22 protein-coding genes are annotated in these 19,579 nt (G+C 70.1%); 9 read left to right on the top strand and 13 right to left on the bottom strand.

Translation table 11 applies throughout. The features are described from left to right. Window positions 1-17 precede the first annotated feature (17 nt). The 4 genes from HL658_RS01655 to HL658_RS01640 form a co-directional block, all read right to left on the bottom strand. Window positions 18-884: a polyprenyl synthetase family protein gene (locus HL658_RS01655; protein WP_180280785.1), complete on the bottom strand. Its 867-nt coding sequence runs from the start codon at window positions 882-884 to the stop codon at window positions 18-20. Between the two features lie 108 nt (window positions 885-992). Next, complete coding sequence (locus tag HL658_RS01650; protein WP_180280146.1) at window positions 993-1,247, bottom strand: exodeoxyribonuclease VII small subunit; 255 nt, start codon at window positions 1,245-1,247, stop codon at window positions 993-995. A 120-nt stretch (window positions 1,248-1,367) separates the two neighbouring features. After that, entirely contained in the window at window positions 1,368-2,297 is a 930-nt protein-coding gene (locus HL658_RS01645; RefSeq protein ID WP_180280145.1) for a histone deacetylase family protein, read from the bottom strand. A 96-nt stretch (window positions 2,298-2,393) separates the two neighbouring features. Further along, on the bottom strand, window positions 2,394-2,621 hold the full coding sequence (locus tag HL658_RS01640; protein ID WP_180280144.1) for a sulfurtransferase TusA family protein: 228 nt from the start codon (window positions 2,619-2,621) through the stop codon (window positions 2,394-2,396). Between the two features lie 176 nt (window positions 2,622-2,797). On the opposite strand from HL658_RS01640, the gene HL658_RS01635 reads away from it, so the two are divergent. Beyond that, window positions 2,798-3,151 (top strand): ArsR/SmtB family transcription factor, encoded by a 354-nt coding sequence (locus HL658_RS01635; protein ID WP_180280783.1) that lies wholly within the window; start codon window positions 2,798-2,800, stop codon window positions 3,149-3,151. Between the two features lie 18 nt (window positions 3,152-3,169). Here the strand turns inward: HL658_RS01635 and HL658_RS01630 are convergent, their stop codons facing one another. Beyond that, window positions 3,170-3,472 (bottom strand): hypothetical protein, encoded by a 303-nt coding sequence (locus HL658_RS01630; protein WP_196242052.1) that lies wholly within the window; start codon window positions 3,470-3,472, stop codon window positions 3,170-3,172. A 176-nt stretch (window positions 3,473-3,648) separates the two neighbouring features. Here HL658_RS01630 and HL658_RS01625 point away from each other — a divergent pair, with 176 nt between their 5' ends. Then, window positions 3,649-4,104, top strand: coding sequence for a hypothetical protein (locus tag HL658_RS01625; RefSeq protein ID WP_180280143.1), 456 nt, complete (start codon window positions 3,649-3,651; stop codon window positions 4,102-4,104). Window positions 4,105-4,125: 21 nt separating this feature from the next. After that, window positions 4,126-4,302 (top strand): (2Fe-2S)-binding protein, encoded by a 177-nt coding sequence (locus tag HL658_RS01620; protein ID WP_180280142.1) that lies wholly within the window; start codon window positions 4,126-4,128, stop codon window positions 4,300-4,302. Window positions 4,303-4,319: 17 nt separating this feature from the next. On the opposite strand, the gene hemH is transcribed toward HL658_RS01620, so the two are convergent. From hemH to HL658_RS01595, 5 genes are all read right to left on the bottom strand, one after another. Further along, complete coding sequence (hemH, locus tag HL658_RS01615) at window positions 4,320-5,426, bottom strand: ferrochelatase (RefSeq protein ID WP_180280141.1); 1,107 nt, start codon at window positions 5,424-5,426, stop codon at window positions 4,320-4,322. Between the two features lie 102 nt (window positions 5,427-5,528). Beyond that, on the bottom strand, window positions 5,529-5,726 hold the full coding sequence (locus HL658_RS01610) for a hypothetical protein (RefSeq protein ID WP_180280140.1): 198 nt from the start codon (window positions 5,724-5,726) through the stop codon (window positions 5,529-5,531). A gap of 46 nt (window positions 5,727-5,772) precedes the next feature. Next, window positions 5,773-5,910, bottom strand: coding sequence for a hypothetical protein (locus HL658_RS01605; RefSeq protein ID WP_180280139.1), 138 nt, complete (start codon window positions 5,908-5,910; stop codon window positions 5,773-5,775). 77 nt (window positions 5,911-5,987) lie between these two features. Continuing rightward, window positions 5,988-6,569, bottom strand: coding sequence for a HutD/Ves family protein (locus HL658_RS01600; protein WP_180280138.1), 582 nt, complete (start codon window positions 6,567-6,569; stop codon window positions 5,988-5,990). Beyond that, the gene (locus HL658_RS01595) at window positions 6,566-7,936 is read right to left on the bottom strand and encodes a formimidoylglutamate deiminase (protein WP_180280137.1); all 1,371 of its coding nucleotides are present in this window, start codon (window positions 7,934-7,936) and stop codon (window positions 6,566-6,568) included. Before HL658_RS01595 ends, HL658_RS01600 begins: the two co-directional genes overlap by 4 nt. 124 nt (window positions 7,937-8,060) lie before the next feature. Between HL658_RS01595 and hutI the strand changes: the two genes are divergently transcribed. Together hutI and hutC are read left to right on the top strand one after the other, a co-directional pair. Further along, window positions 8,061-9,293, top strand: a complete 1,233-nt coding sequence (gene hutI, locus HL658_RS01590; RefSeq protein ID WP_180280136.1) for an imidazolonepropionase — start codon at window positions 8,061-8,063, stop codon at window positions 9,291-9,293. A 3-nt stretch (window positions 9,294-9,296) separates the two neighbouring features. Continuing rightward, window positions 9,297-10,046 (top strand): histidine utilization transcriptional repressor HutC, encoded by a 750-nt coding sequence (hutC, locus tag HL658_RS01585; protein WP_180280135.1) that lies wholly within the window; start codon window positions 9,297-9,299, stop codon window positions 10,044-10,046. A gap of 10 nt (window positions 10,047-10,056) precedes the next feature. On the opposite strand, the gene HL658_RS01580 is transcribed toward hutC, so the two are convergent. Together HL658_RS01580 and HL658_RS01575 are read right to left on the bottom strand one after the other, a co-directional pair. Then, window positions 10,057-11,115, bottom strand: a complete 1,059-nt coding sequence (locus tag HL658_RS01580) for a LacI family DNA-binding transcriptional regulator (protein WP_180280134.1) — start codon at window positions 11,113-11,115, stop codon at window positions 10,057-10,059. A 177-nt stretch (window positions 11,116-11,292) separates the two neighbouring features. Next, window positions 11,293-12,159, bottom strand: a complete 867-nt coding sequence (locus HL658_RS01575) for an alpha/beta fold hydrolase (protein WP_180280133.1) — start codon at window positions 12,157-12,159, stop codon at window positions 11,293-11,295. A gap of 134 nt (window positions 12,160-12,293) precedes the next feature. Between HL658_RS01575 and HL658_RS01570 the strand changes: the two genes are divergently transcribed. The 4 genes from HL658_RS01570 (at window position 12,294) to HL658_RS01555 (ending at window position 18,053) form a co-directional block, all read left to right on the top strand. Beyond that, the gene (locus HL658_RS01570; RefSeq protein WP_180280132.1) at window positions 12,294-14,735 is read left to right on the top strand and encodes a heavy metal translocating P-type ATPase; all 2,442 of its coding nucleotides are present in this window, start codon (window positions 12,294-12,296) and stop codon (window positions 14,733-14,735) included. A 52-nt stretch (window positions 14,736-14,787) separates the two neighbouring features. Then, window positions 14,788-15,954: a ribonuclease D gene (gene rnd / locus HL658_RS01565; protein WP_180280131.1), complete on the top strand. Its 1,167-nt coding sequence runs from the start codon at window positions 14,788-14,790 to the stop codon at window positions 15,952-15,954. Window positions 15,955-16,153: 199 nt separating this feature from the next. Continuing rightward, window positions 16,154-17,449 carry an EAL domain-containing protein gene (locus HL658_RS01560; RefSeq protein ID WP_180280130.1) on the top strand — a complete coding sequence of 432 codons (1,296 nt, stop codon included), beginning with the start codon at window positions 16,154-16,156 and terminating at the stop codon, window positions 17,447-17,449. Window positions 17,450-17,561: 112 nt separating this feature from the next. Continuing rightward, entirely contained in the window at window positions 17,562-18,053 is a 492-nt protein-coding gene (locus HL658_RS01555) for a DUF4405 domain-containing protein (protein WP_180280129.1), read from the top strand. A 16-nt stretch (window positions 18,054-18,069) separates the two neighbouring features. Here the strand turns inward: HL658_RS01555 and HL658_RS01550 are convergent, their stop codons facing one another. Beyond that, entirely contained in the window at window positions 18,070-19,578 is a 1,509-nt protein-coding gene (locus HL658_RS01550) for a Ppx/GppA family phosphatase (protein ID WP_180280128.1), read from the bottom strand. Between the last annotated feature and the right edge of the window lies 1 nt (window position 19,579).

The following is a 19,579-nucleotide window of genomic DNA, read 5'->3' as shown; positions in this document are numbered from 1 at the left end:
GTCCGGTCTCCCCTGTTTCACGCGCGCCGCGCGACCACGAAATCCGCGACGGCCTTCAGCATATCGGCGCGGCCGTCGAAGATGTCCAGGTGGGCCTTGGCCTGGGCGGCCAGCGTCTCCGCCTGGATGCGGGCGCGGTCGCGGCCCAGGATCGACACGAAGGTGGCCTTGCCCGCCGCCGCGTCCCGTCCCACCGTCTTGCCCGTCTCCTGCTCCGTCCCTTCCACATCCAGAAGATCATCGACGATCTGGAAGGCGAGACCGAGGTCGTGGGCGTAGGCACGCAGCGCGTGGCGCTGGGCCGGCGCCCCCTTGCCCAGAATGCCGCCGGCCTCCGCCGAGACGGCGATCATGTCGCCGGTCTTCATGCGCTGGAGCCGCGTGGTGGTGCCGAGGTCGAAGGTCTCGTGCTCGGCGATCAGGTCGAGCATCTGCCCGCCCACCATGCCGTGCGGCCCGGCCGCCTTGGCGAGCGCCGTGACGAGTTGGCAGCGCACGTTCGGATCCTCGTGCGTGTCCGGCTCGGCCAGGATCTCGAAGGCGAAGGTCAGCAGGCCGTCGCCGGCCAGAATGGCGGTCGCCTCGTCGAACTGGCGGTGCACGGTGGGCCGGCCGCGGCGCAGCATGCCGTCGTCCATCGCCGGCAGGTCGTCGTGGATCAGCGAGTAGCAGTGCACCAGCTCCACCGCCGCCGCCACCCGCACGGAGCAGGAGGGGTTGACGCCGAACAGGTCGGCCGAGCTCATCACCAGGAAGGGCCGCAGGCGCTTGCCGCCGCCCAGGCTGCCGTAGCGCATGGCGTCGATCAGCTTGCCCTCGGCCAGATCGCTGGGGGCGATCAGACGGTCGATTTCGCGCTCGACGAGGTCGGCCGTCTCGGCCATCGCGGTCTTGAGGTCGGTTGCCACGTTCGTTGTTCCGTCAATCCGGCTCGCGGACGGAGCCTTGTCAGGTGTTGCGAGGATCGCCGGCGGCCGCCGGGAAGGGATGGGTCAGTCGAGCCGCGCCGGCTCCGTGCCGATGCCGCCGTCGGCGGACACGGTGATGCGGTCGACCTTGGCCTGGGCCTCGCGCAGCTTGGCTTCGCAATGCCGCTTCAGTGCGGTGCCGCGCTCGTAGGAGGAGATGGCCTCGTCGAGCTTGCCGCGCCCCTCCTCGAGCTGGCGGACGATCCGCTCCAGCTCGGCGAGCGCGTCTTCAAAGCTCAGGGCGGCGATGTCGGGGGGAATGGATGCGATGTCGGTCATGATGGCGATGCGGTGAACGGTCCGTCGACCTTAGCCGCGCCATCCGGGACCGGCAAGCTCCGCGGTTGCGGCGCGGCGACCTAACACGTTCGGCCGGCCGCCGCCCGCGCCACCTGTCCGTCAGGCCGCCATCAGTTCGCGCACATGCGCCGCACAGGCCGAGGCAAGGGCGCGGAGATTGTAGCCGCCTTCCAGCACCGACACGATGCGCGCCCCGCAATGGGTGCGGGCGAGTTCGCCCAGCTTGCGCGTGGCCCAGACGAAATCGTCGTCGATCAGATGCAGCCCGGCGAGCGGGTCGCGCGAATGGGCGTCGAAGCCGGCCGAGATGATGATCAGATCCGGCTTGAAGTGATCGATGGCCGGCAGGATCGTGTGCGCCATGGCGTGGCGGAACTCCGGGCTGCCGGCCATCGCCGGCAGGGTGGCGTTCACGCAGTTGCCGTATTCCCCCTTCTCGGCCGGGTCGCCGGTGCCGGGATAGAGCGGCGCCTGATGCGTGGAGCAGTAGAGCAGGTCCGGATCGTGCTGGAAGATGTCCTGCGTGCCGTTGCCGTGGTGGACGTCGAAATCCATCACCGCCACCCTCTGCAACCCATGCGCCGCACGGGCGTGATAGGCGCCGACGGCGGCGTTGTTGAACAGGCAGAAGCCCATGGCGCGCTCGCGCTCGGCGTGGTGCCCCGGCGGGCGCACGGCGCAGAAGGCGTTGCGGGCCTGCCCTGTGGCCACCGCGTCCACCGCCGCCACCACGGCCCCGGCCGCACGCAGCGCCGCCTCCCCCGATCCGGGTGACAGCACGGTGTCGGCGTCGACTCCGGCATGGCCATGCGCCGGCACCATGGCCAGCACCCGGTCGATGTGGTCGCGCGGGTGGGCGCGGGCGAGCTGCTCGACGGTGGCGGGCGGCGCCTCGAAGCGGTCGAGAAGGAAGAAATCCTCCGACTCCAGGGCGGCCAGGACAGCGCGGAGCCGGTCCGAACATTCCGGGTGGCCGAGGCCGGTGTCGTGGTCGAGACAGGCGGTGTGCGTGAAGAGCGCGGTCTGCATGGCTTTGTGTCGTTATGGTTTGTGCCAGGTCGTTTCCCGGAACCGATCTTCCCCGGAACGCACGGCAAAGTACAGATCCATGACAGACCCCAAACGTCACACCCTCTTTTCGATATCGATGCGAAACACGCCGGCATCCTCGGTGTTCGACAGCAACCGGTTGCCCGTCGCGGTGCAGAAGGTGGTGAAGTCCTTTGGCGCGCCGGGGTCCGTGGCCTGAACCTCCAGCACGTCGCCGGGTGCGAGTCCCTTCAGAATCTTTTGTGCCCGAAGTACCGGCAATGGGCATCGAAGCCCCTTTGCATCGAGCTGGTGGCGTGCCATTGATCACATCTCCCGTGGGAACCCCTGCTCCAGGGTGGATCGTATGGTCCGCGGGCAACCGGAACAAGCACGGGTCGCAGGCCGAACTCAGTTGTGTGTCTACAGAGTACAGTGTACGAACAGAAATTCCGATCCGGAACCGGTTCGGCGGTGCGACGAGGGACGGCACGTTGGTGATGAAGATCGAGGACCTGCAGGCGAACGCTCGTCGGGCAAGCGCCCTGCTCAAGGCCATGGCGAACGAGCGGCGGCTGCTCATCCTCTGCCAGCTGGCTCTGGGCGAGCGGTCGGTCGGCGAACTGGAGGAGGTCGTCGGCCTCAGCCAGTCGGCCCTGTCGCAGCATCTGGCGCGATTGCGCCGCGACGGCCTGGTGCGCACCCGCCGCAGCGCCCAGAACATCTTCTATTCGCTGAAGGGCGACGAGGCGCAGACGATCATGACGACGCTGCACGGCCTCTATTGCGTTCCGCGCGCCCAAAGCGCCGCCGAGGTGGCGAAAGGCGACCATCCCGCCGCGGCGCAGCCCTGATGCGCCGGCTCCGGCCGCTCAGACGCTGACGTCCAGCCGCATGCCCCGGCGCGGTTGGCCGTAGCCGACACCGTTGGTGCGTGCGGTCACGGCCCCGGCCAGCGTGTCGGCCTGTTGCGGCGTGTTGGTGCCGGTCTGCGCCGAGCGCCCGTTTTCCGCCCGTCCCGGAGCCTGCGGCGCCTGGAGAGTCTGGGTCCGTGTCTGGGTCGCGGTCTGCTGGGCCGCCACCACCGCGGGTGCGATCGCCGCCTGCACCGTCGGGGTCACCAACGGCTGGGGTTTCGGCACGACCGGCGCGTATGTGGCGGCGTTCAGTTGCATAAGAACAATATAATCCCGCCACGCCTGCGCTTCAATGGCGGCGCGCCGGCCGGTTCCGCACGCACGCACGCTGCGACATCGGGCCACATCGTGCAACTGCGACTTATTCGCAATAAAGGGATCAGCGCACCGTCCGGCGCGCCTTCTTTCCCCGAAACGACGCGGGATGCCGAGCGATGTCCGACAGCCTGGTTCTAACCCCCGCCACCCGCGCCCTGGTCGTGGCGATGCGACTCTGGCATTTCGACCGCGAGAACTGGTGGACGAAGATGCAGCCCCTCGGCGCCCGGTTGGAACGGCGGGCGGGCATGGAGCTGCTGATGGCGTTGGACGGGCTGATGACCGTTCTGGCCGAGCACGCCCATTGCGACATCGCCCTGCGCCCGGTGGCCTGCCGGCGCATCACGGTGGAGGAGCGCGCCTTCGTCGGTGCGTTGGAGAACGCCGCGTCCGGGGATCATGACGGGTGCCGCCACGCTTTGAGGCGCTTTCTCGACGGCGAGAACCTCCGCTTCGCGCAGTCGCTGCTGACCGACATCGCCGGCCATCTCGGCAGCTTCGCCGCCACCCTGGACGCGCCGGAGGTCCCCGCCTCCCCCGCTCTCGCCGCATCCACTCCCGCCCATTGCTGACCCCACGGAAGGAGCCGCGCCATGTCCGTCTGCCAGTGCTACGACCTCACCGAGAAGCGGATCCGCAAAGCCGTCACCGACAAATCCCTGGCCGACGCCGACGCCGTCTACGCCCATTTCAAGGTCGAGCCCTGCGGTGCCTGCCAGGACGATGTGACCGCGCTGGTCGAGGACGAGATGGCGAAATCCGGCGCGTAGCGCATCGGCTTTCAGCGTCACCCGACCGTCGCATCCAGCGGGGACGGTGCCGCGTCGGCCGCAGCGGATGGCGGAAGCCAGCCAGACAGTTCGCGTTCGATGATGCCGGTCAGCAGCGCGATGTGGTCGGGATCGGCGTTCAGGCAGGGGATGTAGGCGAACTTCTCCCCGCCATGCTCCAGGAACAGCTCGCGGATTTGGCCGTCCACCTCCTCCAGCGTTTCCACGCAATCGGCGGCGAAACCCGGTGAAATCACCGCCAGCTTCTTGATTCCCTGCGCCGGCAAAGCCTTGACCGTCTCGTCGGTGTAGGGCTTGACCCACTCCGCGCGGCCGAAGCGGGATTGGAAGGTGTGGCGCAGCCGCGTCTCCGGCCATCCCAGCCGCTCGCGCAGCAGCCGCGCCGTCTTCACGCAGTAGCAGTGGTAGGGGTCGCCCTTCTCCAGATAGCTCTGCGGCAGGCCATGGAAGCTGGCCAGCAGTAGGTCCGGCTCGAAATCGAGTGTGGACAGGTGGCGCTCCACCAACCGCGCGAGGGCGTCGATGTAGGCGGGATCGTCGTGGTAGGTCGGCACCGTCCGCACCGCCGGCTGCCAACGCATGGTCATCAGCTTGCGGAACGCCTCGTCGCAGGCGGTGGCCGTCGTCGCCGCGCAATATTGCGGGTAGAGCGGGAACAGCAGGATCCGGTCGCAGCCGGCGTCCTTCAGCCGCTGGATCGCGTCCGCCGTGGCCGGCAACCCGTATCGCATCGCCCAATCGACGACCAAGCGGTCGCCATAGCGCGCGGCCAGTGCCGCCGCCACCGCTTCGCCCTGGGCGCGGCTGATGGTCTTCAGCGGGCTTTCGTTCCGCTCCTTGTTCCAAATGGTGGCGTAGGCCTTGCCGCTCCTCGACGGGCGCGTGGTGAGGATCACGCCCTGCAGCAACGGCAGCCAGATGGCCCGCGGCACCTCGATCACCCGACGATCCGACAGGAACTCCGACAGATACCGGCGCATCGACCAGTAGTCGGTGCCTTCCGGCGTGCCGAGGTTCAGCAGCAGCACGCCGATGCGGCGTGCCGGGACGGGGTGCGGTGCGGCGCCCACGGGCGCGGTGGTGGCGGGTGTTGGGACTGACATGATCCGATCCGGTCGAAACTCGCCCAGGTCAGGTAGGGCCATCGGACGGATTTGGCAGTCCAAGCCCCCGGCATTTTTTTGCCGGAGACGAAACGCCGCGGTTCAGCGCGCGTGCATGGCGGCTTGGCGGCGCCCGGTGCGGACGACGACCGGCGCGCCGCGACCGCGCCGCTCGACGACACGCGCCGGCGCCTTGCGGCTGGCTTCCTCGACCGACCGGCGGAACGCCGGACCCAGCGCGTCCAGCGCGGCCTGCAGGTCGGGGTCGTGGCTGGTCAAGGTCTTCGGTTCGAACGACATGAGAGTCCCTGTGGGTTGTTGCCGCCGTGACGGTGCGTCGGCTCCGTCAGAAGATCAGATAAGCGATCACCATCGCCGCGATAACCAGGGCGAGGGAAATTCCCAGTACGTAGCGCACCACGCCTTCGCGGCTTCCCTGGCGGGCGGCCGTGGGGGTTTTGACGGGCGCTTCGTGGGTTGCCATGCGGCCCTCCGTGATCGTTTGTGTACCAGGAACGCGTTCGGCGGCGGTTTGATCCATCCGGGTGCGTCGGTGTCGGCCTACCTCGAAGGGATCAGTCGCACCGCCGCGCACAGCCCGCGATCCCGCACACCGGCAAAGACCCGCACCGACCCGTTCCCCAGCAGCGCCGTGCCGCCCGCCAAGACGTCGAATCCGGTGCCGTCGGCCATCCGCACCGCCAGCGTCCCGGCCAGCGCGTGCACGATCACGGCGTCACCCCCGCCGTCCCACGCGCCGTCGGGGAGCAGGGCGAACAGCCCGCCCGCCCCCGCTCCCCGCTCCACCATCAGATTGGCGGCCTTCACCGGGCCGGCGCTCAGGGTGCACCCCACCGTGGCATCACCGGAGAAGGCCAGCCCCGGGCCTGCCCGCGGCACCGCCACCGGAGCCGCGCCGTCGATGGTGAGCTCCATGCCCTCCCCCTCCGCGACCGCGATCACCCGGTCGATGCCGGGAAAGGCGGAGAAGGGGCCGTCCTCGGTCACCGCGGCGAGGCTGAAGCGCCAGAGAAAGCCGCCGTTCCCGTCCTCCGCCTGCGCGATTTCCGTCGTCATGCCACGGCCGTTGCGCCAGGGCACCCGGCGGTGGTCCGCCGGGCCGAGCAGGCGGGGTGCCGTCATGCCGTCAGCCGCCGGACCGCCGCAGTGCAGGCGGCCAGCCCCGCCTCCTCCGCCGCGTGGCGGCCGTCGCGCACCACCCAGGCGCCACCCACCGTCACGTCGCGCACCGCCGGCACGTTGCCGGCGAAGACCAGCGAATCCAGCATCCGGTCCGCCGGCCGCCCGCCGAGCACCGGGCTGTCCGGGTCCAGCACCACCAGATCGGCGCGGCACCCCGCCTCCAGCCGCCCCGCCCGGATGCCGAGCGCCGCGGCACCGCCATCCGCCGCCAGCCGCCACAGCCGCTCGCCCACCGACGGCGCCGCCGGATCGCCGAGCGCCGCCCGCGACCGGTGCACCAACCTCTGCCCATACTCCAGCAGGCGCAGCTCCTCCACCGGGCTGACCGACACGTGGCTGTCGGACCCGACGCCGAACCGCCCACCGGCCGCCAAATAATCCACCGCCGGGAAGATTCCGTCGCCCAGGTTGGCCTCCGTCGTCGGGCACAGCCCGGCGATGGCGCCGCTCGCCGCCAGCCGCCGCGTCTCCGAGTCGGTCAGGTGGGTGGCGTGCACGAGGCACCAGCGCGCCGACAGGTTCGCGTGGTCGAGCAGCCATTCCACCGGGCGACGGCCGCTCCAGGCGACGCAATCCTCCACCTCCTTCACCTGCTCGGCGATGTGGATGTGGACGGGGGCCGTCGGGTCGCGCGCATCGAGCGCCGCCACGGCGTCGGCCAGCTCCTCCGGCGTGACGGCGCGCAGGCTGTGCGGGGCGAGGCCGAACCGCAGCCGCGGGTCGCCGGCGCCCGCCGCGGCCACCCGGTCCCAGATGCGCATCAGCCCGTCGACACCGTTGATGAAGCGGCGCTGGCCGGGGGTCGGGTCGGCGCCGCCAAAGCCGGAATGGGCGTAGAGCACCGGCAGGTGCGTCAGCCGGATGCCCGCCCGCCGCGCCGCTGCCACCACACGCAGTGACAGCTCCGCCGGGTCGGCGTAGGCGGCACCAGCCGGGTCGTGGTGGACGTAATGGAATTCCGCCACCGCGGTGTAGCCCGCCTTCAGCATCTCGATGTAGAGCTGGGTCGCCACCGCCTCCAGCTCCTCCGGACCCAGCCGGTCGAGGAAGCCGTACATCACCGACCGCCAGGTCCAGAAGCTGTCGCCGCCGCCCGCCCGCTCCGTCAGCCCGGCCATGGCGCGCTGGAAGGCGTGGCTGTGCAGGTTGGGCATGCCGGGGATCACCGGCCCGCGCAGCCGCTCCGCCCCCGCCGGGTCGCCGCCGGGGGTAACGGCCGTCAGCGTCCCGCCCCCGTCCACCTCCAGCCGGACGTCACGGGCCCAGCCGCCGGGCAGCCAGGCGGTTTCGGCGAAGAATGCGGTCATCGGGCGCGGTCCTCCTGCGGCTCGGTTCCCTGGACGGGCCGGTCTCGCTATCATACCGGCACGCTATCATATAGACATCCCTAGACAAGTGAGCCCGCACAGGCGGGAGGAAGGGACACCGCTCATGTGGGATGCGATCTGGACCGGTGCCCGGCTGGCGACGATGACCACGGGGGGAGCCCCCTACGGCGCCATCGGCACGGCCGACGACCCAGCCGCCATTGCGGTCGCGGGCGACCGCATCGCCTGGACCGGCCGGGTGTCGGAGCTTCCCGGCGCGCCGGAGACGCTGGCCCACGCGGTGCACGACGCCGGGGGCCGCTGGATCACCCCCGGCCTGATCGACGCGCACACCCACCTCGTGTACGGCGGCGACCGCGCGCACGAGTTCGAGCTGCGGCTGAACGGCGCCTCCTACGAGGAGATCGCGCGGGCCGGCGGCGGCATCCGCTCCACCGTGACCGCCACCCGCGCCGCGACGGAGGAGGAGCTGGTCGCCAGCGCCGACCGCCGCCTCGCCGCCCTGTGCGCGGAGGGGGTGACGGTGGTGGAGGTGAAGTCGGGCTACGGCCTGGATCTCGACAACGAACTCAAGATGCTGCGCGCCGCCCGCCGGCTGGAGGAGCGGCGCCCGGTCACCGTGCGCACCACGCTGCTCGCCGCCCACGCCGTGCCGCCGGAGTATCAGGGCCGCCCCGACGCCTACATCGACGAGGTCTGCCACCGCATCCTGCCCGCCGCGGCGGAGGCCGGGCTGGCCGATGCGGTGGACGCCTTCTGCGAGGGGATCGGCTTCACCCCCGCCCAGACCGAGCGCGTGTTCCAGGCCGCAAGCCGCCATGGCCTGCCGGTGAAGCTGCACGCCGAGCAGCTCAGCGACCTCGGCGGCGCGGCGCTGGCCGCCCGCTTCGGCGCACTGTCGGCCGACCATCTCGAGTATCTGTCGGAGGACGGGGTCAAGGCGATGGCGGAGGCCGGCACGGTGGCGATGCTGCTGCCCGGCGCCTTCTACTGCCTGCGCGAGACGAAACTGCCACCCATCGACGCGCTGCGCCGTTACGGCGTGCCGATCGCCGTGTCCACCGACTGCAACCCCGGCACCTCGCCGATCTCCTCCTTGCTGACGGTGCTGAACATGGCCTGCGTGCTGTTCCGCCTGACGCCGGAGGAGGCGCTGGCCGGGGCCACCCGCAACGCCGCGCGCGCTCTGGGGCTCCAGGAGAGCCACGGCACCTTGGAGCCGGGCAAGGCGGCGGACTTCGCGCTGTGGGACATTGACCGCCCGGCCGAACTGTCCTACCGGATCGGTCCGAACCCCTGCGCCGGCGTTGTGAAGGCCGGCCGACCCGTGGCCTGATCCATGACGCTGACCATGCCGGACGCCGCCGCCTCCGGCCCTGCCCCGCTCTACCTGCGCATCAAGCGCCTGATCGCCGGCCGGGTCCTGTCCGGCGACTGGCCGCGGGAGCAGCGCATCCCGTCGGAGAACGAGCTGGTGCGCGACCTCGGCGTGTCGCGCATGACGGTCCACCGGGCGCTGCGGGAACTGACGGAGGAGGGGCTGCTGGTCCGCCTCCAGGGTGTCGGCACCTTCGTGGCGCCGGCCAAGCCGCAATCGGCGCTGCTGGAGCTGCGCAACATCGCCGACGAGATCCGCGGCCGCGGCCACGAGCACGCCTGCGACCTGCACGCCTTGCGGGCCGAGCCCGCCGCCCCCGACGTCGCGGCGGCCCTCGACCTCGGCGACGGCGAGCCGGTCTTCCACTCCCTCTGCGTCCACCGGGAGAACGGCGTGCCGGTGCAGGTCGAGGACCGCTTCGTCAGCCCTGCCGCCGCCCCGCACTATCTGGAGCAGGATTTCACGAAGGGCACGCCCAACGAGTATCTGAGCGCCATCGTCCCGGCGACCGACGTGGAGCACGTGATCGAAGCCATCGCCCCCGACGCCGACACCCTCCGCCTGCTGGAGCTGGATGGTGCCGAACCCTGCCTCCAGGTCTTGCGCACCACCTGGGCCGGCACCCTGCCCGTCACCCAGGCCCGCCTGATCCACCCCGGCACCCGCTACCGCCTGGCCGGGCGCTTCCAGACGCAGAACCGCGCGCGTTAGCCGCGGCCGGTCACGCGCTGGCGCGCTCGATCAGCTCGAAGCCCAAATCGACGATGCGCTCGCCGGTCGGCCGCCCGGCGAGGCGGGCGAGCATGCGTTCCGCGATGGTCCGGCCGATGGCGCGGCGCGGGACGCGGATGGTGGTCAGCGGGGGCGTCATGCGGCTGGAGATGCCGGCATCGTCGAAGCCGGCCACCGCCAACCGGCCCGGCACCGCGATGCCGCGGCCGAGGCATTCCAGCAGCACGCCGACCGCCAGGATGTCCGAGGCTGCGAACACCGCGTCCGCATCCGGCATGCGGTTCAGCAGGTCGCCCAGTGCCGTGCCGCCGCTTTCGAACTCGAAGGGTGCCCGCACGATCATCAACGGGTCGAAGGGGCGCCCGGCCTCCTCCAGCCCGGCGCGGAAGCCGGCCTCCCGCTGCGCGGTGCGGTCGTTGTCCTGCAACAGGCCGCCGATGTAGCCGATCCGGCGATACCCCTTGCGGATCAGATAACGCGTCATCGCCAGCGAAGCGTCGTAGCTGGACATGCCGATGATGGTGTCGATCGGATCCGGCCCGATGTTCCACATCTCGATGACGGGGATGCGCGCGCGCCTCAGCAGTTCCACCGTGCGCGGCGTGTGGGTGTAGCCGGTCAGGATCACGCCGTCCGGACGGCGGGCCAGGAAGGCGGCGACCAGCGCCTCCTCCTCCGCTGCCGAATAGCCGGTGTGGCCGATCAGCAGGTGGAAGCCGGCCGGGCGCAGCACGTCCGACATCGCCTGCAGCGTTTCGGCGAAGATCGAGTTCGACATGGTCGGCACGATCGCCACGATGATGCGGCTCTTGCTCGACCGCAGCGTGCCCGCCGCGAGGTTCGGGACATAGCCGAGCGCCGCGATGGCCTCGTCGATCTTGCGGCGCGTCTCCGCCGTCACCCGGTCGGGGTGCTGGAGCGCGCGGGACACCGTGATCGTCCCCACCCCGGCCAGCCGCGCCACATCGCGCATGGTCACGGACGAATTGGTGCCGTCGGCGTCCGCGTTGGCCTGCGGGGTTCTGGACCGGCTTCCTGCGCTCGTCATGGCCGTTCCGCTCGTCTGCCGGGTTGTTCCTCGTCCGGTTGCACGACTTTACAAGGGTAACGATACCATGTCACGGTGGGATCGGCGCCGATGGGCGGCAAGACCAAGCGCCGCAGCCTCGGCGTTTCAAGAAGGATGAAGGGTGCGCAAGCGCCTCCGTCGGCGGGCTCCGAGCGGTTACGACCGCTCCTCCGCGAGGAAGGCCCGCAGCGCGTCCGCCAGCGCCTCCGGCGCCTCCTCCGCCATGTGGTGGCCGCAGGGCAGCCCGTGGCCGCGCAGATTCGGCGCCCACGGCCGCCACACCGCCAGCACATCGCCGTAGAGATCGGGCAGATCATCGCCGAGCGACCACAGGGCCAGCACCGGACAGGCCAACCGCCGTCCGGCACGGCGGTCGGCCTCGTCGTGCGCCCGGTCGATGCCGAGGCCGGCGCGGTAATCCTCCATCATCCCGTGGACGGTCGCCGGATCGTGGATCGCGGCCCGGTAGTCGCGGTAGGCCTCCTCCCCCATCGCGTCGGCCGTGCCGCCGTACCACGCGTCCGGATCAGCCAGGATGGCCCGTTCCGGCTTGTCCGGCTGGGCGTAGAAGAACCAGTGCCACCACGCCCGCGCGAATCCGGCGTCGCAGCGGGCGAGCGCATCGCCGATGGGTACGGCGTCGAGCACGGCGAGGCGACTGACGATCTCCGGATGGTCCATGGCGGTGCGGAAGGCTGTGTAGGCACCGCGGTCGTGCCCCGCGACCGCGAAGCGCGCGAAGCCGAGAGCGCACATCAGCGCCACGCAGTCGCGCGCCTTCGCCCGCTTGGATGACCCGGCGTGGTCCGGCGTGTCGGCTGGCTTGGAAGACTGGCCGAAGCCGCGCAGGTCCGGACAGACGACGGTGTGCGACGCGGCGAGGCGGGGCGCCACCCGGTGCCAGGTGGCGTGGGTACGCGGATGACCGTGCAACAGCAACAGCGGCGGGCCGGCCCCGCCATGGCGCACCCGCAGGCTGGCCTCCGGCAGCTCAATCGTCTCCAGACGGAATCCGGCGAACATGCGTTCCCCCTCGGCTCCACGGCCCGCGGAGAACAGCTCGCGGTGACCCCGGTTCCGCGCGACGATCACCCCTTGACCTTCCCTTGACTGGAAGGCCCATCTGTTGCGGCAGCCTGGAACCACGGGAGCCGACCATGGCCGCCACCGCTGCACGGAACACCGCCGCCACGCCCGCTTCGCCCGCATCCGAGATCGACATCGGCATCGGCGGGATGACCTGCGCCTCCTGCGTCGGGCGGGTGGAGAAGGCGATCCGCCGGGTTGCCGGTGTGACCGACGTGTCCGTCAACCTCGCCTCCGAACGGGCGCGCGTCGCCTTCACCGGACCGGTGCCCGACACCGCCGCGGTGGTCGAGGCAATATCCGCCACCGGCTTCGAACCGGAAACGGTGGAGGTCGACCTGCGGGTGGAGGGGATGACCTGCGCATCCTGTGTCGGCCGCGTGGAGAAGGCGTTGAAGCGGGTGCCCGGCGTGACCGACGCCGCGGTCAACCTCGCCACCGAGCGCGCCCATGTCACCGGCCACGCCATCGACGCGCCGGTGCTGGTGGAGGTGGTGGAGAGCGCCGGATTCCACGCCAGCCCGATCCTTGCGGACCAGACCGTTACCCCCGCCGATGAGGGCGCGGCGCGCGGCCGGCGCGAGTTGACGCATGTGCTGATCGGCGCCGCGCTGTCGGCACCGCTGGTGCTGGGCATGGTGGGCGACCTGCTCGGCCTCGGCCTGATGCTGCCGGGCTGGGCGCAGTTCGCGCTGGCAACGCCGGTGCAGTTCTGGCTGGGCTGGCGCTTCTACCGGGCGGGCTGGAAGGCGGTGCGTGCCGGTGCCGGCAACATGGACCTGCTGGTGGCGCTCGGCACCAGCGCCGCCTGGAGCCTCAGCGTCTACACCCTGCTGACCGACCACGGCCACGGCATGCCGCATCTCTATTTCGAGGCGTCGGCGGTGCTGATCACCTTCGTTCTGCTCGGCAAATGGCTGGAGGGACGGGCCAAGGGGCAGACCGCCGCAGCCATTCGCGCGCTGATGGGGTTGAGGCCGGACACCGCGAGGCTGCGCCGCGACGGCGGTGAGCTGGAGGTGCCCATCGACCGTGTGCGAACGGGCGACGTCGTCGTCGTGCGCCCCGGCGAGCGAATCCCGGTGGACGGCGTGGTGGTGGACGGCACGGGCAGCGTGGACGAAAGCATGCTGACCGGCGAACCGCTGCCGGTGGAAAAGGCGCCGGGGGCACGGGTCACCGGCGGTTCGATCGATGTGGACGGGCTGCTCGCGGTGGAGACCACCGCCGTGGGTGCCGAAACCATGCTGGCGAAGATCGTCCGGCTGGTGGAGGGGGCGCAGGCATCCAAGGCGCCCATCCAGCGCACTGTCGATAAGGTCAGCGCCGTCTTCGTGCCGGTGGTGCTGGTGATCGCGCTCGCCACCTTCGCCGGCTGGTGGCTGGCCGGGGCGGGGCTGGAGGCGTCGGTGATCACCGCCGTGTCGGTGCTGGTCATCGCCTGCCCCTGCGCACTGGGCCTCGCCACCCCCACCGCCATCATGGTCGGCACCGGGGCAGCCGCCCGTCACGGCATCCTGATCAAGGACGCCGAGGCGCTGGAACGGGCGCACGCCGTGACCGCCGTCGCCTTCGACAAGACCGGCACCTTGACGGAGGGCAAGCCGCGCGTCGCCGCCATCGCCACCGCCGCAGCAGCAGGCACGGAGGCGGAGGTGCTGCGCCTCGCCGCCACGCTCCAGCAAGGCAGCGAGCACCCGCTGGCGCGGGCGGTGCGCGAGCGGGCGGTGGCGGACGGCATCGCGACGGGCACCCTGGAGGGGTTCCGGGCGGTGCCCGGACATGGTGTCTCCGGCAGGGTGGACGGGCGCCCGGTGCTCCTCGGCGCCCGCCGCATGCTCCCCGCCGGTTCCCCGTCCGACCCGGCGCTGGAGACGCGCGCCGCGGAACTGGAGGGTGCCGGGCGCACCGTGTCCTGGCTCGCCGAAACCGGCGCGGAGCCGCGGGCGCTGGGGCTGATCGCCTTCGGTGACACGGTGAAGGACAGCGCCCGTGCCGCCATCGTCGGGCTGCGCGCCCTGGGCATCGACGCCGTGATGGTCACCGGCGACAGCCGGGGGGCCGCCGATGCGGTCGCCAAGGACCTCGGGATCGACCGCGTCTTCGCTGAGGTGCTACCGGCCGACAAGGCCGAGGTGGTCGCCACCCTGAGGCGGGAGGGCAAGCTGGTCGCCATGGTCGGCGACGGCATCAACGACGCGCCGGCCCTGGCCGCCGCCGATGTCGGGATCGCCATGGCGACCGGCACCGACGTGGCGATGCACACGGCGGGCGTGACGCTGATGCGCGGCGACCCGCGGCTGGTCGCCGCCGCCGTGGACGTGTCGCGCCGGACCTACGCCAAGATCCGGCAGGGGCTGTTCTGGGCCTTCGCCTACAACGTCATCGGCATCCCGCTCGCGGCGCTGGGCTATCTGAGCCCGGTGCTGGCCGGTGCCGCGATGGCGCTGTCGAGCGTCAGCGTGGTGACGAACGCGCTGACGCTGCGCGGCTGGACACCGCCGGAGCGATGAGCGCCGCGCGCGGCGCCTTCCCCGCGGGCCCGTGCTCGTGTAAGAAGCCGGAATGACTCTGATCACCTCGACCGACACCCTCGCCGCCTTCTGCCGCAGCCTGGCCGGAGCCGACTACATCGCCGTCGATACGGAATTCCTGCGCGAGAAGACCTATTGGCCGCAGCTCTGCCTCGTGCAGGTTGCCGGGCCCAAGGGTGCGGTCGCGATCGACCCGCTGGCCGACGGGATGGACCTGTCGCCGCTGTTCGAGGTGATGAACGACCCGTCGATCCTGAAGGTCTTCCACGCCGCCCGCCAGGATGTGGAGATCTTCCACCATCTGTCCGGCGCGGTGCCGCACCCGCTGTTCGACACCCAGGTGGCGGCCATGGTCTGCGGCTTCGGCGACAGCGTCGGCTACGAGACCCTGGTCACCAAGCTGACCAACGCGCGCATCGACAAGTCCAGCCGTTTCACCGACTGGTCGCATCGGCCGTTGACCGACCGGCAGCTCACCTACGCGCTTTCGGACGTGATCCACCTCCGGCCAACCTATGAAAAGTTGCGACGGCGGCTCCAACGGACGGGACGGGAGCCCTGGCTGGAGGAGGAGATGGCGGTGCTGACGGACCCCGCCACCTATCTGGTGGATCCGGACAGCGCCTGGTTGCGGTTGAAGGCGCGCTCGGCCAAGCCACGCTTCATGGCGATCCTCAAGGAGGTGGCGGCGTGGCGCGAGCGCGAGGCGCAGCGCCGGGACCAGCCCCGCAACCGGGTGCTGCGGGACGAAGCGTTGCTGGAGATCGCCGCCCACGCGCCCCTGTCGGTGGAGGACCTCGCCCGCACCCGCGGCATGGGGCGCAGCTTCGCCGACGGCTGGCAGGGCGCCGACGTGCTGGCCGCCGTGCAGCGGGGTCTGGACGTTCCGGATGCGGAACTGCCCAAGTTCCAGGCCAGGGAGGAACCGCCCCCCGGCCTGCAACCGATCGTCGAGCTGCTGCGCGTGTTGCTGAAGATGACGTGTGACGACAACCACGTGGCCAGCCGGCTGGTGGCGTCCGCCGCCGACCTGGAAGCGATCGCGGCCGACGACGAGGCGCCGGTGCCGGCGCTTCACGGCTGGCGGCGCGAAATGTTCGGAAAGGATGCGCTCGCGCTCAAACACGGACGGATCGCGCTTGCAATCGTTGATCGTCGGGTCCGCGTGGTGCCAACGGTCGTAGACACGGACGAGTGAACCAGCGAATCCGTCGAATCGCTTCATTTCACATCAGCATTTCAACATTAATTACGCATTAAGGCATTTTTAAAGAAACATGCCGTTAACATCAGAGTCGCAGAGCCGTCCTTGCCTTCCGGGGGCATGACAGCGGCCGGAGCGGGGTCGTCTCGCCCGAAGCGGCAAAGGCGTGAAGCCCGGCTGGGGGACTGAAGGAATGAGCAGCTTTCGTGGCAAGCCACCGATTGGAAGGGACCGGGTCCGGCTCTCGACCATGGAGAAGCAGGCCGCGGTCGCTGCCGCCAAGGACAGCAAGCCGGAGTTCGACAACGACAAGCTGCTGAACCTGCTGCGTTCCGCCAAGGCGGAGCTGCAGGGCATGCGGCTCATCCACATGCACCTGTCGCTGTTGAAGGACAAGGACCCGGCCAGCCAGATGATCGTCCGCACGATCATCCAGGAGCTGGGGAGCAAGGCCTCGTACCTGCAATCCTTCAACATCTCCAATGGCGACGTGATCGTCCTCTACAAGGGCCTGAAGCTGTCCGGCGTCACCGAGGTGTGCCAGAAGGTCGAACAGGTCTTCCTGTCCAAGACGACGCTGGTCGGAGCCAACCCCTATAAGGAATACTCGCTCTACTCGATCATGGAATTGGCGTTGAATTTCATCAACGTCATCCGCTTCATCGAAGAGTTGCAGCGCGGCGAGTCCGGCGGCGGATCGGCCGAGACAAAACCCCCGATCACCCTGGAGGAGCTCGGCAAGCTCGAACGCTCCATGCAGATGTTCGACCTCTCACCCTTCCTCTTCAACCAAGCCATCTGCAACATCAGCGGCGAGGTCGAGGATGAGATGGAGTATTTCGAGCTCTACATCTCGATCAAGCTGTTGCAGGAACGCCTCTGCCCCGATTACGACATCACCGCGAATAAGTGGCTGTTCAACTATTTCACGGCGAACTTGGACCAGTCGGTGCTGCGGGCGCTGAACCACGGGCTGTCCTTCATGCGGGGACGGCGGATCGGCATCAACATCAACCTCTCCACCGTCATTTCCACCGGCTTCGTGAAGTTCGACGAGCGGCTGCCCATCGATTTCCGCGGACAGGTAGTGCTGGAGGTCGGCAAGGGCGACCTGATCGAGAATCTGTCCCTGTTCAACGAGGTGGTCGAGTTCGCGCAGGACCGCCGCTATCAGATCGCGGTGGACGGTTTGAACCCCTTCTGGGTCACCAACTTCGACCTGGAGTATCTGAACGCCAATTACGCGAAGATCTTCTGGTCCCCCGACATGCTGGAGATGGACCCGACCTTCGAGAAGTACTTCTTCGACCGGATCGCCGAGCAGGACCGTTGCAAGTTCATCCTGGCCCGCTGCGACACGGTGTCGAGCCTGGTCTACGCCCACAAGGCCGGCATCAAGCTGGTGCAGGGACGGGCGGTGGACAACATCCTGCGCAAGGGCGTCAGCGTCCGGGAGGCCATCGCCACCGCCAAGGGCATGACAGAGTAGCGGTCGGGCGCCGCGTTACACTCTGTTGCACAAAGGCGCGTCCCGGACATCCTGCGGTTACCCGGTGGAGCTATAGCTCGGCGGATCAGCATCGACCGATCCGGAGGCTCCCATGATCCCGACCCGCGACATCGTCACACCCGTCACCATCGTGACCTTCGTCGTTTCGACGGTGACCGGGGTCATGCTGCTGCTGCACTGGAACGCGGGGCTCGTCCGCTTCTCCCACGAATGGCTGAGCGTCGTCTTCTCCGCCGTGGCGCTGTGGCACCTCGCCCGCAACTGGAAGGCTTTCCTCGGCTATCTCCGGCGCAACGCGGCGCTCGCCGCCTTCGCGGTCAGCATGGTCACGAGCCTCGCCGTCACCGGCCTGACCGGCACCAGTTCCACCGCCAATCCGGCTGTCGTGTTCCGCAGCCTTTCCAACGCCACGCTCGAGTCGGCGGCACCCGCCTTCGGCATGACCGCGGATGGCGCCATCGCCGCCCTGCGCGGTGCCGGCATCGAGGCCGAGCCCGGCGAGACCCTGAACAGCATCGGCGGCCGCAGCGGCCGGGGTGGGGCCGGCATCGCCACCATCCTGGCCACCGGCGCCCGCCGCTGAACGGAACGCCCGCGCGTCAGCGCCCCGGCCCGACGATCCGCCCGCGGCGGTTGAGCGCCGCCGCCAATGCGTTCACCCGGCGCTCCACCACCTCCCCGGCCATCACGCTGCCGTCCTCCGGCAGCGTCAGCAGCAGGTCGTCCCCCGCGGGCTTCAGCGTCGTGCGGCTGAGCAGCGACGCAGCACCGCCGGTCAGCGTGTGGCCCAGCCGCAGCGCCAGCCCGAGGACCAGCGCCTTCGCCACCATCCCCTCCGACACCATCCCGCGCGCCGGCAGCAGCCCTGGGCTATCCAAGGATCCGGCGTAGCGGGCATGCCCCACCAGCGCCAGGAACGCCCGCTCGCCATGGTCCACACCCGGGAACGGGAAACGCAGGACGCGCAGGTAGGCCAGCTCGGCGCGATAATCGGGATGCTCCGCCCAGGCGATGTCGCTCAGATGGCAGGACGCCTCGCGCAGCCGCCGCATCGCCTCGTCCTCGCCGGCGAACAGCCCGCCAGTCCAGGAGAACAGCGCTTCCGTGCCACCCGATCGCCCCATCCGCTCCGCCAGATCGGTGCAGGCGGCGATCAGCGGGTCGCGCCGCTGTTCCTCCGGCGGCAGCAGCGAGAACATGTGCCCTTCCCGCAGGCCATAGGCCGAGAACACCACCCTCGCGGGGCCGGCGGCGCGCAGCAGCCGCTCGAACACCAGCGCGGCGTAGGGCAGCGTGTCGCTGCGCCGGCGCGATCCCCCCGGCATCTTCTCCAGCGACGACTTGCTCTGCGTCGCCAGGAACGCGGCGAAGTCCCGCGCGTCGACGGCGGCCATGGTGTAGTGATGGATGATGTGGACGGGGTGGTTCACATGTTCCATGTGCAGCTTGGCAAGCGCCCGCCAGCTCCCGCCCACCGGGTAGAAGGACTGGCCGCGGACCTGGGTCAGCCAGCCGCGCTCCTCCAGATGCTGGTCCACGTAGCGGACCAGCGCGTTGTGCCGGGTCGTCCCCTGCTCCATCAGCCGCAATGGTCCAAGCGGCAGCGTCACATGGTTGCGCATGCCGCCGGCGTCCACCTGGACCAGCTCCAGGCTGCCACCGCCCATGTCACCGACGAGGCCGACCGCCTCCGGGGTGCCGGACAGCACGCCCAGCGCCGCCAGCCGGGCCTCGTCCTCGCCGGCCACGATCCGGATGGTCAGGCCGGCGGTGCGCTCCACCTCGTCGATGAAGGCGGGACCGTCGGCGGCCTCGCGCACCGCCGCGGTCGCCAGCACGTCGATCCGCCCGACCCGCATCCCGTCGGCGAGCTGACGGAAGCGCGTCAAGTTCTCCACCGCCTGGCGCTTGCCGTCGGGGTGGAGCTGACCGGTGCGCGCCACGCCGCGGCCAAGGCCACACAGCACCTTCTCGTTGAACACCGGCAGCGGCGCGCGCTTCACCCCGTCGTACACCACGAGCCGGATCGAGTTGGAGCCGATGTCGATCACCGCGATTCGCTCGCTGGGGCTTTCCCCGACGACCGCCCGCTGCTGGGCCAAGGGCATG

Origin of the sequence: Azospirillum oleiclasticum (assembly GCF_013423485.1) — a bacterium.
Lineage (GTDB): Bacteria > Pseudomonadota > Alphaproteobacteria > Azospirillales > Azospirillaceae > Azospirillum > Azospirillum oleiclasticum.
Note: the sequence above shows the minus strand (reverse complement) of the source record. Positions and strands in the feature narration are given on the sequence as shown.